Genomic DNA, 15,420 nt, shown 5'->3' with positions numbered 1-15,420 from the left:
TCGCCTGGAGAGGAGGCATGGTTCCAAGGGTATAACAGCCAATATCGCCAGAAACAACGAGTTTGAGTTGCTTGAGGGTGTAAAACAGTCCGCGATGGGGGCAGCCCGGGCACATGACCGGTGGCCTGAACGGAGAGTCAAAGGGTTTAGCAACGGATAGTCCGTTTTGACCCGTCACTTTTTCCGAGATCATCCGAACGGAGAGTTCTCCGTAAGGTGGAAAAAATTCCTTGCCAATGACGGAAATACCTAAGCGACGAATTTCGTTTTCCATATAGGGTTCTAATTCTTCAATAACATAGAGTTTGCTAACCTTGGCTGCGAACTCTTTGATTAAGCCTGAAGGCAAGGGATTAGTTAGGCCTAATTTAAGGATGGACGCCTGAGGTAGGGCCTCTTTAGCATATTGATACGAAATACCCGAGGTGATGATACCAATGGCTGTATCGTTCATCTCCATAAAGTTGACAGCCACGGTTTCGGAAAAGTTAGCGAGTTTTTGCATTCGTTCTTCTACGATTAAACGGCGAGCCCGTCCATGGGCAGGAAGCATCACGTACTTTTGCGGGTTCCTCTCAAAGGGTTTGGTAAGTCGTTCCATGGGCTCCTTTAGTTCTACCAAACTTTGGGAATGCGCTATCCGAGTTGTCGTTCGTAACATAACTGGAGTATCAAAGTCTTCAGAAATTTCCATTGCCAAGCCCACCATGTCTTTCGCTTCCTGGGAGTTCGAGGGCTCTAACAGAGGAATCTTGGCAAACGCCGCGTAAAGTCTATTGTCCTGCTCGTTCTGAGAAGAGTGCATTCCCGGATCATCGGCAGATACTAAGACTAAACCCGCACGTGTTCCGGTGTAAGCCACGGTGAAAAGCGGATCGGCCGCGACATTGACCCCCACCATTTTCATGGTAACAAGGGTGCGAGCACCGGCAATAGCAGCGCCAATACCTACTTCCATGGCTACCTTTTCATTAGGCGACCACTGACAATAAACTTCCGGGTATTTGACAATATTTTCGAGGATTTCTGTGCTAGGTGTGCCTGGATAGGCTGTAGCAACGCTGACACCGTATTCGTAGACACCTCGAGCAATTGCATCATTGCCTGTCATTAATGTTTTCATGCCTTTTTTTCTCCCCCCTCAGTAAAAATGTAACACACTATTTCCAATTTCGAAAAAAGTTTCTGTAAGTATTTTAACCCACAAAATAGAAAACTGTAAAGAACCAGTAGGTTCATTATATAAAATACAAGATCATGTGCACTGATCGCCCTCGTATACAACCGTTCACTGTTAATCCAATGTTCGTTAACATAGCATTACTTACCATCAAACCTTACTTAATAACAGTTCACAGCTTGTCTGTATAAGTAAACTGAATATTTTGATATATTAAAGTAATAACGTAAACTATTAATTTGTTAAAGACATCTAAACCGTTTGAGAATTACATGACACTTGCATGTATAGAGTGAATATCCAGGAGGGGATAAGGTGCAAATTTCCGAAATTCGTTTAAGAGAGCTACTCGAATTCTTACCTGAAAAGGGCAAAATCCTTTTAAAAGGCTCTCGCGTGATGATCTTCGACGCTACTTCTCTGGGTATGCTACGCAAAGACTTAATCGAAACCTTGAGTATGGATCGAGCTAAAGGTTTTCTGATTCGATATGGCTGGTCCTGTGGTTTTGAGGCCTATACAAATATGAAAAAACAATTCCAATGGGACGAAGACCAAGAGGGAATATTCACCGGTCCTATCATGCACACTCTTCAAGGCTACGCCTTAAGTGAATTTTTTTGTAATATTGATCCACAGACAGGTGCCTCATATTATAAAGGATATTGGACCAACTCCTATGAAGCAGAACAACATATCCTTCATTTTGGTCACCACCACGAACCAGTATGCTGGAATTCAATTGGATATGCTAGTGGCTATAGTTCCGCTCGCCTAGGGAAGCAGGTCATTTATAAAGAGGTACAATGTGTAGGCCAAGGGGATGAGCACTGTACTTTTATTGGAAAGTCGGTTGAAGATTGGGGAGAAGAAATACTGCCTGAACTAGCCTATTATGAAGTTAATAAAATTAGTGAAGAATTAGAAACAGCTCATCAGAGGATTAAGGCTCAAAATCAGATTCTGGAACGAACAGTCACTATTCACGAACAATTGACACAATGTATTTTGAAAGGCCAAGGAATAGAAAATATCACTGCCAGTCTTGCGAAATTAATGAAATGTACTGTAATTCAGGAAGATGACCATTTGGTCCCACAATCCACCTGTTTTCAAGGGCAATCTACGACAAAAGATATCCTAACGCCGTATCTCTCAATTTTGTCGAGTCCATCTTTCAAAAAGACTTCCGCTTTTTACCTTCAACAAAAGCGTCCATTTCAACTAGCGGATCAACATGCGGATTGTTTTGTTTATCGGTTGGTCTCACCAATTTTGGTTGGCAGTCAACATCTTGGTTTTGTGTCTTTATTGCGCATAGGGTTACCCTTTTCGGATTTGGAAAATATTGATTTGGAACATGCCGCCAGCGTTTTTGCTCTCGTAATATTAGAACATAAGAAAATCGCCGAAGTAGAAAGGCGCATAAAGGGTGATTTTATTGATGACCTGCTCTCAGAGAATTTAGTTGACCCCAATTCGATCATTAACCGAGCACGAGGATTGAATTATGACATTACCCTACCACATCGTGTTTTAGTGTTAGAGATTCAAAACTTTTCTCTACTGGATAAATCCTTAGGGCAAGATGAAAAAAGAATTCTGCATTTTAAAACCGAGTTTGTCAGTACTGTCCAAGGTTACCTAGAACGGTTTGGCAAAGGAATAGTAGTAAACAAAGGGGATAATTTGATTTTACTAGTCCAACAAACTATACCGAACTGCCCGGAGAAAATTACCAGACAACTGGCCGAAAAAATTATTGATCAAGTTTTGAAGAGCTATCCGAAAATTACATTGTCTATGGGTATTGGGAGCAATTGCACTGAGCTATCTGATTTTAACAATTCCTATATATCGGCCAAAAAAGCACTTGAAATAGGTAAAATTCTAAAAAAACATAGTAAAGTAATCTCACTTGAGCAGTTTGGAACCCATGCCCTGCTTTTTAGAGTCTTAGATCCACAAGATATTTATAGCTTTGCAACTAACCATATAGGAGCTTTATTAACTTATGATGAAACCTTTCAAACTCAACTTATACCTACACTCCAAGAGTTTCTAAGCCACCGCGGTAATGTTGAAGGAACTGCAAAAACTATGGATATGTCAATAAGTGGTTTAAAGTATCGATTAAAGCGAATTAAAGAAATTACCGGGCAGGATCCGAAAGATGGCCAAGCTTTTTTAATCTATACTTAGCTATCAACATCCTTCAGCTTGTGGGAAAAGACAAAATTATGTCTTAGAAAAGCATTGTAGCAATGTACTTCTTCGGGATTCAAGCTAAGTAGCTTGTTAATCTGTATATCTAAAGAATAGGCTTCTACTTAAAAGTACCCCTGATGAGAATTATAAGTAGGAGCCTATTCTTTAAGTCTCGTTATGATTCTATAACCTTTATCGTTCTGATCTCTGTAAGGATGATCGTGTTTTGCTCCCGCTTGAACTGGTCGTGAGACTTCCATTTCAAGTAGTAGTGGTACCTCGTACTAAGTATGCCTAGAAAAAGGCTTTTAGCATGAATCGGGTGAAATTATATGTTAATTTTAGACTGGTTCGGAGGTAGTAATGTGAAACCTCAATATGTTATGATTTGGAAGTGATGATATCTGAAAATTCAATATATATTAAAAAATTAAAAAAATAAAAAAGGTGGTGATTGAGAATATAGGTTAGTCTTCTTTCCCAAAAAACATCATATCCCCTAAAACAATAAATTGAGGAGGCAAATTATGAAAAAGAAAGCTTTAGCTCTTGGTGTAAGTCTATTATTAATGACGAGTATGTTATTAAGCGTATCTGGATGTGGCCAGAAGACTGCTACCACTACCACCACAGAGAAAAAGGCAGACTCAATTGTTCTAGGTGTTGCAACTTCCTTGGGCCAATTTGATGCTGCTGGTTCTCTAAAAGCGGCGCAATTGGCCGTGGACGAAATAAATGCTAGTGGTGGCGTGGATGTTGGTGGTACCAAACGTCCTTTTGAAATCGTCTCGATCGATACCAGAGATGCTGAACCTTCAATTCCTGTAACAGATGCCTTGGCAGCCATCGAAAAACAAATTCTAGAAAAGAAACCTGCTGCGATGGTTGTTGGAGTTTTACGTTCAGAGGTTCTTCTCTCGGCCATGGATATGATCGCTAAATATAAGCTCCCCTACATGGTATCCATTGCCATGACCCCTGATTTTGAAAAAAAGGTTGAATCAGATCCAAAATACAAGTACATGTTTAGAGTCGGCCTCAGTTCTCCGTATCTCGTAGGTAACCTAGCCGATAATTTAAGTACTATAGGTAAAAAGTTTAATTACAATAAAGTATATTTTGTAAATCAAGATGTCGCTTGGGCCAAAGGGACCAATGACGGGCTGGAAAAGTGGGCTAAAGCTAATGGCTGGACTGTTGTAGGGCATGATGCTTACCCAACGGGAGCTTCGGATTTCTCTTCAACGCTTAACAAAGCAAAATTAGGTGGTGCTCAACTCATTGTTCCCGTCTTTGATATGCCTGAGTCTGCCAACTTAGTTAAACAAGCTAGTGCCATGAAAGTGCCAGCTCTTTTCACAGGATTTATTAGTTCAGCTGCTTCAGAATCATCTTGGAAAACCTTTGGTGGAGATATCAACGGTTTAGTTAATTTCTTATTTGAAAATGCCTCTCTACCAGTGAAAGCGCTTCCCAAGAGTATTCCCTTTAATGAGGCTTATGGCAAAAAGTTTGGCGAAGCAGAACGCACCAAAATTACTGGTCATGGGGGAGGGCCATCGTATGATTCCATCTATATTTTGGCTGAAGCTATTAAAAAGGCTGGATCACTGGATGCCGACAAACTTGTTACTGCTTTAGAGCAAACAGATATGGACGGTATGATTGGCCATCTCAAATTCAATAAGAACCATCAAATTATTTATGGCTCCGATCCGAAAACAAGCGCTGTCAGTATTGCATTCCAGTGGGTTGATGGCAAAAGAGTACCTGTATACCCTGCAGCGATCGCAGAAGGGGAAATCGTACTTCCTGCTATAAAATAACGTTTCGTATTGACATAGAAAAGTAAGGGCTAACAACAATTTAAGGAGCGTTTTTCATAAAAAAAACGCTCCACCATTTTTTCAGGGGTGGTGTGAATCATGGTCACTAACTTTCTAATCTACGGTTTAGTTAACAGTGCAATACTTATGCTCTCAGCCATTGGGTTTAGCCTAACCTTCGGTTTAAGCGGGGTAGCAAATTTTGCGCACGGTGCTATGTATCTTACTGCAGGCTTTATTGCTTGGATGCTGATCAACTATTTAGGCTTATCTCCTCTCGTGGCCATGCTTCTTACGGTTGTTTTGATGGGAATATTAGGAGCCCTGATCTATCGAATTATTTTAATGCCTGTCCGGGGCATCGTCTTATCCGAAGTCATTTCAACCTTTGCCCTAGGAGTTGCTTTAATCGAATTTTTCCGATGGAAAGGTTTTACGAGTTTCGATTTTAGTCTTCCCCCTTTTGTGAAGGGAAGTATAGAAATTTTCGGGGTGACGATTGATTACCAACGTTTGATCATCATTGGCATCGCTCTGATAATAGCATTATTTTTGTGGTATTTCACGCATTATACCAATACTGGTTTGGCCCTAAGGGGCATGGCTCAAGACGAGTATACAGCCTTAAGTATCGGTATTGAATCGGATTGGGCGGCAATGCTCAGCCTTGGATTAGGCGCGGCCTTAGCTTCCGTTGCTGCAGTAGCCATATTACCCCTAGGTATCATTTCTATTAATTTGGGCTACGAGATTTTTCTAATTGCTCTGGCCGTTTCAGTTCTTGGCGGCTTAGAAAGCACTTTGGGTCTTTTTGTAGGGAGTCTGATTCTTGGTTATGCCATGGTCATTGCAAGTACCTATCTAGGACCACAGTGGGGTCAAGTTGTATACCTAGGTGCAATAGTCATTGTTTTAGCGATTAAACCTTCAGGTTTATTTGGCAAATATAAAGAATTGGAGGAGAGAGTGTGAGGACGAATTTAAGCCACCGGAAAGAACGCATTGATCGTGGCATAAAAGTAAGATCTGATGATATTTTTGTTCTAGCCTCCATGCGTGATCTCCTCTATGTTATTTTACCTAAAGCGATCGTCATTTTGGCTATGCTCATCCTTCCTTTATTAAAAGATGTCGTTGGAATGTATTGGTTAAACGTGTTAGTTACAACATTAGTCGTTATTTTGTTGGCCTTAAGTTGGGATTTGCTAGCTTCTGCGGGCTTAGTATCGTTAGGGCAAGCTTTCTTCTTTGGAGTTGGAAGTTATATTGCTGGTTATCTAAGCTTTAAATTCGGTTGGTCCCCACTTTTCACAATACCTACGGCAACCCTAGTCGGGTCCATTATATGTGCACTTTTTCTTTACCCCGTATTGCGTCTAAGAGGAATATATTTTGGTTTGATTACCTTTGCTTTACCTCTTTTGTTAGCTAGGTTAATCGAAGCTACTAAAGTGCTTGGTGGAACAGAAGGAATGAGTGCTCTCCCCCCGATCCCAGGAATGACAGGTAAACTTTATCTGCTCATGTTTGTCGTCCTACTTACGCTTTTCGGTTTTCGTCGCTTGATTTCGTCTAATTATGGTTTAGTTTTCCAAGGCATTCGAGATAATGACCGAGCGGTTATTGCTGCTGGTTATAATATTCAATGGTATAAGACCCAAGCTGTATTTATAGCTGCTTTACCCGCTACCTTTGCAGGAGCTTTTGTGGCTCACCATTTCCAGTTCGTCGGTGTACCCGCCTTTGCTATGGATTATTCCATTCTTCCCCTAACGGCAGTCGTCGTTGGTGGAGCTGGGACGTTTATCGGTGGGGCCTTAGGAGCCGTAATCTTAATGCCACTATCAGAAATATTACGAGAGTTTGGATCACTTAGAGTCGTTATATATTCGCTTCTTCTCTTGCTATTTTCTATCGGTTTACCTGAAGGACTCTTTAAATATGTTAAAAGAAAGTACAGCCAGATTGAACGATTGACAACGATGGAGGAAGTAAAACATGATTGAACCTATTATCAAAATCTCCAATCTTTGCAAAAGTTTTGGCGGCACAAAAGCGACAAATGACGTTAGCTTTGAACTTAAACCCGGTGAGGCCTTAGGGATTATTGGCCCTAACGGTTCAGGCAAGAGTACCTTGATTAACCTAATAAGCGGCTTTGTCAAGCCGGATAAGGGACAAATTCTTTTCAAGGGAATAAATATCACAGGGATGGCCCCTCATAAAATTGTTAATTTGGGGATAGCCCGTAGTTTCCAAATGTCTCGGCCCTTTTATAACATGTCCGTCTTTAAGAACCTAATTATTCCCATCTCTTCCCCACGGGCCAGAAAGTTAAGAGGAGGAAAATATGGTGACCTAGATGAAGCTGCCATTCACCTCTTAGAAGAAGTGGGCTTTGAACGAGATTCCCAGGTTCCTTATAAAGAGGCTGGTGCACTGCCCCACGGATATTTGAAGAGACTTGAATTAGCCCGTTGTTTAGCTTTAGAGCCCGACATCGTCATCTTAGACGAATTATTTTCTGGGATGAGCATGTCAGAAATCGCCAGTGTTGTCCCGCTTCTGGAGCGTATTAAAAAGGAAGGAAAGACACTGATCATGGTTGAACATCGTCTCACGGAGCTGTTCAAAATAATTGATAAGATCATTGTTTTGAACTTTGGCATGAAAATCGCAGAGGGTCTCCCTCGTGACGTGATGACTCAAGATGAAGTGACCAGTGCATACCTTGGAAGCGAGGTGAAAACGGGTGCTTAATGTTAATAATCTCATGGTTTTCTATGAAAACGCCTTAGCAGTCAATGATTTGAGCTTTGAAATTAAGCAAGGTGAAATCATTGGACTCTTTGGTTCGAATAGCGCCGGAAAGACAACCATTCTAAATACTCTTTCTGGACTGACCCATCACTTAAAAGTCCGTGAACAACGCAAAGGTGGCACAAGAATCACCATTTCCGGGAGTATAAATTACCTTGATGCTGATATCATGTCCTTGAAACCGCGGGATAGGGTAGAGCTTGGAATCATCCTCTGTCGAGAAAGGCATCCTGTGTTTCGCGACAATACCGTTGAAGAAAATTTGAAGTTAGGTGGTTATTTACGTAAAGCTCAGGAAATCAAAGAGAGTCTACAGTTTGTCTATGAACTTTTCCCCCCCTTAATTAAGCTAAGAAAAAATAAGGCTGGAATGTTAAGCGGCGGAGAAAAAGAAATGGTAGCTATAGGCATGTCCTTAGTTGCAAAGCCTAAATTATTATTGATGGATGAACCTTTGCTGGGTTTAAGCCCCCATATGCAAGCAGAAGTGGTGAGGGCTACTCTGGAGATACGCAAACACGGCGTCACCGTGATGATGTCTGAACAGTACGCTAGACCGATCATGCCTATTATCGACAGGGGTTATATTATTGAGAACGGAACTTTGGTCATGACGGGCACAGGTACTGAATTAATGGATAATCCTGAAGTGAAATCGGCCTATTTTGGAACATAGTTCTAAGGTGGTGCCGCGTAACGGCAGGGGAGATATTCGAAAAGGGGTGGGTTAATTGTCTGGACAAACTTGTAAGTCAATCAATGAGGTATTCAAAAACGCTACGGAAAAGTCGTCCTCCCACTCGGCTTTAATCTATCTTGGAGAGCACTATAGTTACACTAAGATATACACTATGGTCGAGCAAATAGCTGGTTCTCTATTTGAACTGGGTGTTAAGCAAAATGATAAAGTGATTATTTACGCACCTCATTGCCCTCAGTGGATTATTGCATGGTTTGCTATTCTAAGGCTTGGTGCTATGGCTATCCCGGTAACCCATTTTTACGGCCCCAAAGATCTCAAATATATAGCCAATGATAGTGGATCTGAAACCATCTTTTGTATGGACACAAATTTTGGTTATATTGATAAAATCGCTGCAGATACAAATATTAAGCGGGTTATTGTCTGTACTTTAGTGGATCTATTGCCCTCTTGGAAGAAACTCGTTGGACACCTGTTAGATAAAATCCCTGCTGGTAAATTCGACTCTCAAGGTAGAAATATCTATACCTTCCCAGACTTGCTCAAACGCAGAACTTCTCCTCCACCCATTCTGAAATTGACGGGTAAGGAAATTGCTGAAATACTTTACACCGGTGGCACGACAGGCTTTCCTAAAGGAGTCCCCATCTGTCATGCTCTTTTAGTAGAAAGTTGTACTGAACAAAGAGCTGCGAGCTCATCACTCATACCACTTGGGGAAGATATCGTTCTTCAAGGGTCACCTCTCTATCACATCCTTGGTCAAGCCGTTGGCTTCGGTGCCTTGTTCACGGGTGAAACCCTGATAATACTTCCCAAAATGTGTCTCGACGCAATATTTGACCATTTCCAACGCTATAAAGTTAAGACTTTTTTAGGAACACCGACCATGCATCGGATGATTTTAGAACATGATCGCATTGACCAATACAATTTAGGAAGTCTGCAGTATGTTTTTTCAGGTGGAGATGTTCTGCCACAAGAAGTGGCCAATCGGTGGCTTAGAAAATTCGGCAAACCACTTTATCAAGGCTATGGCGCTACAGAAACCTGCGGGGGGGTTACGGGACCACGTCCGAAGGAAGAAACTCCGAAAGGTACTGCGGGTAAATTTATCTCTTTTCAAAAAAAGAAACTTTTAAATTCAGAGACCTTAGAAGAAGTCTCAGTAGGTCAACCAGGTGAACTGTTTGTATCTTCGGAAAATATGGTCTCCGGTTATTGGAACAAACCTGAGGAAACATCCCTTCATTTTGTCAATATAGATGGACAAATATGGTATAAAACCGGGGACATTGTCCGAATTGATGAACAAGGCTGGCTCTACTTCTTAGACCGTTCGGTTGATGTCATAAAGCATAAAGGGTATAGAGTGGCTGCCTCCAAAATCGATTCAGTACTTCAAGAACACCCCGCTGTGATTGCTGCTTGTACTATAGGAATTAAAGATCCAGCAGTTGGGGAAAGAATAAAGTCCTTCGTAGTCTTTAAAAAAGATGTCCGAGGGGTTAGCGCTTATGACCTCACTAAATGGTGTAAAGAACGATTGAATTCTTATGAGGTTCCCCAATATATTGAGTTTCGTGATATGTTGCCAAAATCTAAAATCGGGAAAATTCTCAGAAGGGAATTGCGAGACGAAGATCGTATAAAACTGGAAAATACCTAATGGTCTGAAAAGACCCAATCAGAGGGTACGATGAAAAAACTATTCATCGCACCCTCTGTCATGATTTCCAACGATCACCCGTTGACGATGAAATGATAACTATTAGGTGAAACATAGGCAAAGGATAACATAGTTCGAGAGGAATACTATGGTAATCGGTAGTGTAAGGATAGAAAAATGGTTATAAAGAGGGGGATTATACGAAAATGAAAATGTTTATTCAAACCGAGGATGTTTTGCGTCTTCAACGGGTCGCTTTGGGTAAAGAGGCGGCAGATCTCATTTTATCCGGAGGCACTGTACTTAATGTATACACTGGCGAACTGCTTCAGAATTACGAGATTTTGGTTTCGGGTGAACGTATTGCCTATGTAGGACCTGACCAAGGATTTCCGATAAGTCCGGAGACTATAAGGCTTGATGTCAGCGGACAAGTAGTGATTCCGGGGCTTATTGACGCTCATTGCCACTTAGATTATTGGCTGGGATTAAGAGAATTTGTCTCTTTTGCCCTTCCCAGGGGTACTACAACGGTAATTACCGAAACCACTGAGGTAGCCAATGGAGTGGGAATAGAGGGTGTAAGGGCATTTGTGACCAAACTACCCACGTATCCCCTTAGAATTTTCGCGACAGCCCCAGTTATTACGTTTCTTTGTTCACTTAGAACAAAGAAACCGGCAGTCAGCGTGGCTGAGATGTTAGAAATTCTCGAATACCCGGAAATATTAGGCTTGGGAGAGGTATATTGGTCCCGTGTGGTGGGTGGGGCATTGGAGGAAGGTTTAAACACGTTAGTCGCCAAGGCACGAGCTCTAAGTAAAACAGTGGAAGGGCATGGCGCCGGAGCAAAAAATGGCAGGTTAAATGCCTTTGTCGCCTACGGAGTAGATAGCTGCCATGAATCGATTAGTTCTGAAGATGTGCTGGCCAGATTGCGCCTCGGTTTGGCGACGATGATTCGCGAAGGTTCGATCCGCCGTGAGTTGGAAACCGTTGTACCAGAGCTGATCAAGCTGGATATCGACCTGCGCCGAGCTATCTTGGTTTCCGATGATGTATGGCCCCACCATTTAGTTAAATACGGTCATATGGATTATATTGTTAATAAGGCGATAGCTTCGGGATTGAATCCGATCACAGCTATTCAGATGGCCACTTTAAACCCTGCTGAACATTTTCACCTTGATGCAGATCTAGGCGGGATTGCCCCGGGAAAATTTGCTGATCTTGTGGTTATTCCTACAATTGATAAAATTGATGCCCAAATGGTTATCATGAAGGGTCGAGTGGTGGCTCAGCAGGGGAGACTGGAAATTGATCTACCAGCAGAGCATTATCCTGCTCAGTTTAGCCAAAGTCTCAGACTTCCCACCGTAGCACCTGAGTTCTTTCAGATTATGGCTACTGGTATTAGTGTGCGTGCTAGGATTATTTCAATGGTAACAGAAATTGTAAACCGAGAAGTTCTTCTTGAAATGCCTTTGCATCATGGATTGCTCCAACTTAGGGAGGATATCTTAAAAATTGCAGTCATTGATCGATTTGAAGGGACGGGCAATAAGGCTCTCGGCTTAATTAAAGGGTACGGTCTGCGGCAGGGGGCGCTTGCTATCAGTGCGTCCTTTGATGAAGGCAATGTCGTGGTTGTCGGTAGTAATGATCTGGATATGGCAATTGCGATAAATCATTTGCAGGAACTAGGTGGGGGAATGGTGTACTGTTGCGACGGTGTTGTAAAGGCAGAAGTGGCGCTACCAATATATGGGGGAGTTTCCGCGCTTGCTGGACCGCTGGTAGCTGAACGGCTGGAGTTTCTGATCAGCACCTTGCAAGAGATGGGCTGCCACTTTGAGAATCCTCTTTTGACACTCTTGACAATCACATTTACGGCTATACCTTCTTTACGGCTCACTATTCGGGGATATTGGCTGTCTAAGGAAAATCGAATTGTTGAGCTATTCGTCTAAAGAGATAGTATGAATGACCATCACTATCTCCGTATAATGTCAAGCATTCCATATTTACATCGAAACTTGCTCCCAATAATTGAGCCTACTGCTTCCTCTACTACTTCTTCCGGCGGTACAAGTTTAATTGAAGAAGGAACCACTACAAAACCGGACCCGGTCCAAACAATGTCCATCTGCTCTGAAGGTGACTCCCCAATGCAAAGTTTTCCTTTAGAAATAGAGAGCTGAGAGGGATCAATTTCAAGTAACTTCTGGTTGGATTTAGAATAAAACTCAAAGATTGTTTCCATCGTAATACCCAACACTTGTAACAATTGACTAGAGAATCGGGTAACAATAGGCTTTACTCCAAGCGTCGCCAAAAACTCATCGGTTGGAAAAAGCGGATGGGAATCGAAAGATGCTACAGCTGCATCACGCTCCAACGGTGCAACAGTGACATTTCTGTGTACCAGCGAAATCTTAACAACACCGGCTTTCACTAGCAGTTCAGTTTCAATCAAGATTCCATGTGGCACAAGATAGGTATATTTATCAAGCTCCAGAACGTCAAAAGGAATATCTAATTCACGACCATAGGACAACTCCAGCACCCTCTTTCCTAAAACATACAGAGTGAACACCTTCAGCTAAAGCTGAACATCAGAACATTCACTTATAAAAATGGGATTCTCACAATTGCTTGAAGCACTATCATGGACATCTGAGCCGATAATATTAGTTCCCTGCACTATTTGATACACACCTTCCTAACCGCATTGGCCATTCCCCCCAGATCTTTTATGTCATAAACAGCAGTTGCTGCTCGAAGAAATGGGCGGACGCCTTTTTCATAAGAATAATCGTCATCCTCGCCATCTACAGTGCGAAAGATAAAGAAACTTTTTGTTTTTCGGCGAAGTTTCTTAACTTCTTCGGCTGATTTTAGAGGTTCAGCAGTGAACAAATCAGAAAGCATAAGGACAACCGTTTGAGGCGAGAACTTATCATGATGCTGCTCTTGCAGGGTACTAAGAGAAGAAGCAATACTTGTTGTACCTCCCCAGTTTGCTCTCGTTTTTATGATATTGACCGTTTCTTGCCAGGTCTTCTTAAGATCTTTTGTGACACATTCCAGGTCTTCGGCAAATATAAAAATCTCCTTTTTCGACAATTCAAGGCCAACCGCTTGAATCAGTTGGATTAGCATACTAATCCAGACTTGCATCGACCCGGAAGTGTCTAAAATGATGACCAGTCGAGGTTTCTTAATAACCTTGGTTTTATAGTTCAGCTCAAGTAAGACACCACCCGTTTGTATGGACCGCCGCAGGGATCTTCTTAAGTCAATTTGCGTTCTAACCTTGCTATGCTTGCGGTTACGGGACAAACTTGTAACTAAATGCTGAGCAATTTTTCGCAGTTGGGTTCTCGCATAAACCACATCATCATCCGTTATCTCATTTCCCTGGACCGTTAAGGACCCGGTTGTGAGCTTTTCTTTATTTACGACCAAATTTTGACCGGTTAAAGAGCCAGTTGCCTGGCGGTGGGCGTGAACAGACATTTCCTGAATCGGAATAGACAAGGACCTTGTGCTGCCACTGACAGCCTCTTGTCGAGCAGAAATCTCAGCAGAAAAACGAAACAGCGAAGCAAGCCATTCCCAATAACTCTGGCATTTATCTCGGACGACTGCGGGAATTACAGGTTTTTGCACACCCATTTCCCCCCGCCTTTCTTTCTAAACTGCTCTTGATCTTCCCTGGTCTTTAAAAAAAGTGAGTTTAGCTGATCCAGGAACAAGGGGTCCAAGCTTGTCTTTTCCATTTTGACAGCAGCTTGTGCCAAATCCAGACTTTCAGAGACGGAGGGTTGCTTCAGTAACTCTAAATTTTCCCGCAGCAAGTACATAGTATGGGCAATTTGCAGAGCTAAGCCAGGGCGCATACTTGGGATCTTCCGCATCAGGATAGTAGCTTCTCTATCAATCGTTGGGAAATCAAGGTAAAGATAGACACATCTTCTGCGCAGAGCATCCCCAAGGTCTCTCACGGCGTTAGAGGTAAGAATTACCGGGGGATGAGTTTTAGCCTTGACCGTGCCGAATTCCGGGATAGATACCTGAAAATCAGAAAGAATCTCCATCAGAAAAGCCTCGAACTCGGGCTCTACTTTGTCGATTTCATCAATCAGAAGAACAGGGGTTTTCCTGGCTTGAATAGCAGCTAAGAGCGGTCTAGAAAGTAAATAGTCTGCTCCAAAAACGTTTCCTTTTCCACCTTTCTGAATATCAAGGATCTGTTTCTGGTAGTTCCATTCATACAGGGCCTTCCCCTCATCTAGACCCTCATAACACTGCAGGCGAATTAACTCCGCCTCAAGGATTGTGGCCATCACTTTTGCTACTTCTGTTTTTCCACTCCCAGGTGGTCCCTCAACTAGGAGCGGTTTTCCCAACTCAAGTGCCATATAGATCGTAAAGGCCTCTTCCTCCGAGCAGATATAAGAACACTCTCGCCACATACTTGCTCTCAGCGACTGAGGTGTCATTGTACTAATCACTTTCTTAGGTTCCTCCTTAGAGCTAAATGCCTCCCAAGCGGTGTCAGGAATGTTTTTGGGGAGTACACGGTAACTAAAAGGCCATTTGAATTTAAAAAAATTTTCCCATGAAAGACTCTTCACTAAGTCACCTCCAGGATGCAAAAATATCCAATGGTCGAGGCAGTCTTACCATTTAAATATTAAAGCCAAATAGTAAGAAATAAGGATAGAGACAATCAGAAAAATGATTGAGATTCCAAATCGCAACCAATTATTACTTAACCTGCCACTCAATACATGCCCGGCAACTGGAAACAACATACCTAGTATTGCAGCAAGAACAATGGCTTTCAACATACTACTAACTCTCCTATTCCTATGAGAAAGAATTTTACAGTCATTTATAACCCTGTCCGGAACAGTCACCAGACAGGGTTATAAATGACTGTCACGCCTAAATGCGAGCATATGCCTATTCACTCGACTAAGACCCAGATGGAGTTAAAACTCCACCT

Annotated in this window: 12 protein-coding genes and 1 pseudogene; 8 read left to right on the top strand and 5 right to left on the bottom strand. The window is 42.2% G+C overall.

Annotated elements, in window-relative coordinates; all coding sequences use genetic code 11:
• Nucleotides 1-1,123, bottom strand: a pseudogene (locus tag UF75_RS19085) (indolepyruvate ferredoxin oxidoreductase subunit alpha); the annotation flags it as partial.
• Between the two features lie 372 nt (nt 1,124-1,495).
• On the opposite strand from UF75_RS19085, the gene UF75_RS19080 reads away from it, so the two are divergent.
• The 8 genes from UF75_RS19080 (at nt 1,496) to UF75_RS19045 (ending at nt 12,376) form a co-directional block, all read left to right on the top strand.
• Entirely contained in the window at nt 1,496-3,382 is a 1,887-nt protein-coding gene (locus tag UF75_RS19080) for a XylR N-terminal domain-containing protein (RefSeq protein WP_045576152.1), read from the top strand.
• A 533-nt stretch (nt 3,383-3,915) separates the two neighbouring features.
• A complete protein-coding gene (locus UF75_RS19075; protein WP_045576151.1) occupies nt 3,916-5,214 on the top strand; it encodes an ABC transporter substrate-binding protein in 1,299 nt (432 codons plus the stop codon).
• Between the two features lie 99 nt (nt 5,215-5,313).
• Nucleotides 5,314-6,186 carry a branched-chain amino acid ABC transporter permease gene (locus UF75_RS19070; protein WP_045576150.1) on the top strand — a complete coding sequence of 291 codons (873 nt, stop codon included), beginning with the start codon at nt 5,314-5,316 and terminating at the stop codon, nt 6,184-6,186.
• Nucleotides 6,183-7,220, top strand: coding sequence for a branched-chain amino acid ABC transporter permease (locus tag UF75_RS19065; RefSeq protein WP_045576149.1), 1,038 nt, complete (start codon nt 6,183-6,185; stop codon nt 7,218-7,220). The genes UF75_RS19070 and UF75_RS19065 overlap by 4 nt, the downstream gene beginning before the upstream one ends.
• Nucleotides 7,213-7,974, top strand: a complete 762-nt coding sequence (locus UF75_RS19060) for an ABC transporter ATP-binding protein (RefSeq protein WP_045576148.1) — start codon at nt 7,213-7,215, stop codon at nt 7,972-7,974. Before UF75_RS19065 ends, UF75_RS19060 begins: the two co-directional genes overlap by 8 nt.
• Nucleotides 7,967-8,710 (top strand): ABC transporter ATP-binding protein, encoded by a 744-nt coding sequence (locus tag UF75_RS19055; RefSeq protein ID WP_045576147.1) that lies wholly within the window; start codon nt 7,967-7,969, stop codon nt 8,708-8,710. Before UF75_RS19060 ends, UF75_RS19055 begins: the two co-directional genes overlap by 8 nt.
• A 55-nt stretch (nt 8,711-8,765) precedes the next feature.
• Entirely contained in the window at nt 8,766-10,406 is a 1,641-nt protein-coding gene (locus UF75_RS19050) for an AMP-binding protein (protein WP_197079464.1), read from the top strand.
• A 206-nt stretch (nt 10,407-10,612) separates the two neighbouring features.
• Complete coding sequence (locus UF75_RS19045) at nt 10,613-12,376, top strand: adenine deaminase C-terminal domain-containing protein (protein ID WP_045576146.1); 1,764 nt, start codon at nt 10,613-10,615, stop codon at nt 12,374-12,376.
• A gap of 23 nt (nt 12,377-12,399) precedes the next feature.
• On the opposite strand, the gene UF75_RS19040 is transcribed toward UF75_RS19045, so the two are convergent.
• The 4 genes from UF75_RS19040 to UF75_RS28510 all read right to left on the bottom strand — a co-directional run bounded on the left by UF75_RS19040 (nt 12,400) and on the right by UF75_RS28510 (nt 15,262).
• Nucleotides 12,400-12,963 carry a hypothetical protein gene (locus UF75_RS19040; protein WP_045576145.1) on the bottom strand — a complete coding sequence of 188 codons (564 nt, stop codon included), beginning with the start codon at nt 12,961-12,963 and terminating at the stop codon, nt 12,400-12,402.
• Between the two features lie 146 nt (nt 12,964-13,109).
• Complete coding sequence (locus UF75_RS19035; protein ID WP_045576144.1) at nt 13,110-14,078, bottom strand: VWA domain-containing protein; 969 nt, start codon at nt 14,076-14,078, stop codon at nt 13,110-13,112.
• On the bottom strand, nt 14,063-14,923 hold the full coding sequence (locus UF75_RS19030; RefSeq protein WP_242860340.1) for a MoxR family ATPase: 861 nt from the start codon (nt 14,921-14,923) through the stop codon (nt 14,063-14,065). Before UF75_RS19030 ends, UF75_RS19035 begins: the two co-directional genes overlap by 16 nt.
• A gap of 168 nt (nt 14,924-15,091) precedes the next feature.
• Nucleotides 15,092-15,262 (bottom strand): hypothetical protein, encoded by a 171-nt coding sequence (locus UF75_RS28510; RefSeq protein ID WP_156146516.1) that lies wholly within the window; start codon nt 15,260-15,262, stop codon nt 15,092-15,094.
• Nucleotides 15,263-15,420: the final 158 nt, after the last annotated feature.

Origin of the sequence: Desulfosporosinus sp. I2 (genome assembly GCF_000960765.1) — a bacterium.
Taxonomy (GTDB): Bacteria; Bacillota; Desulfitobacteriia; order Desulfitobacteriales; family Desulfitobacteriaceae; genus Desulfosporosinus.
This window is presented reverse-complemented; position numbering and strand designations above follow the sequence as displayed.

Coding starts and splice junctions, on each gene's coding strand:
- UF75_RS19045 (WP_045576146.1), top strand. CDS start 10,613: ATGAAAATGTTTATTCAAACCGAGGATGTTTTGCGTCTTCAACGGGTC.
- UF75_RS28510 (WP_156146516.1), bottom strand. CDS start 15,262: ATGTTGAAAGCCATTGTTCTTGCTGCAATACTAGGTATGTTGTTTCCA.
- UF75_RS19070 (WP_045576150.1), top strand. CDS start 5,314: ATGGTCACTAACTTTCTAATCTACGGTTTAGTTAACAGTGCAATACTT.
- UF75_RS19075 (WP_045576151.1), top strand. CDS start 3,916: ATGAAAAAGAAAGCTTTAGCTCTTGGTGTAAGTCTATTATTAATGACG.
- UF75_RS19060 (WP_045576148.1), top strand. CDS start 7,213: ATGATTGAACCTATTATCAAAATCTCCAATCTTTGCAAAAGTTTTGGC.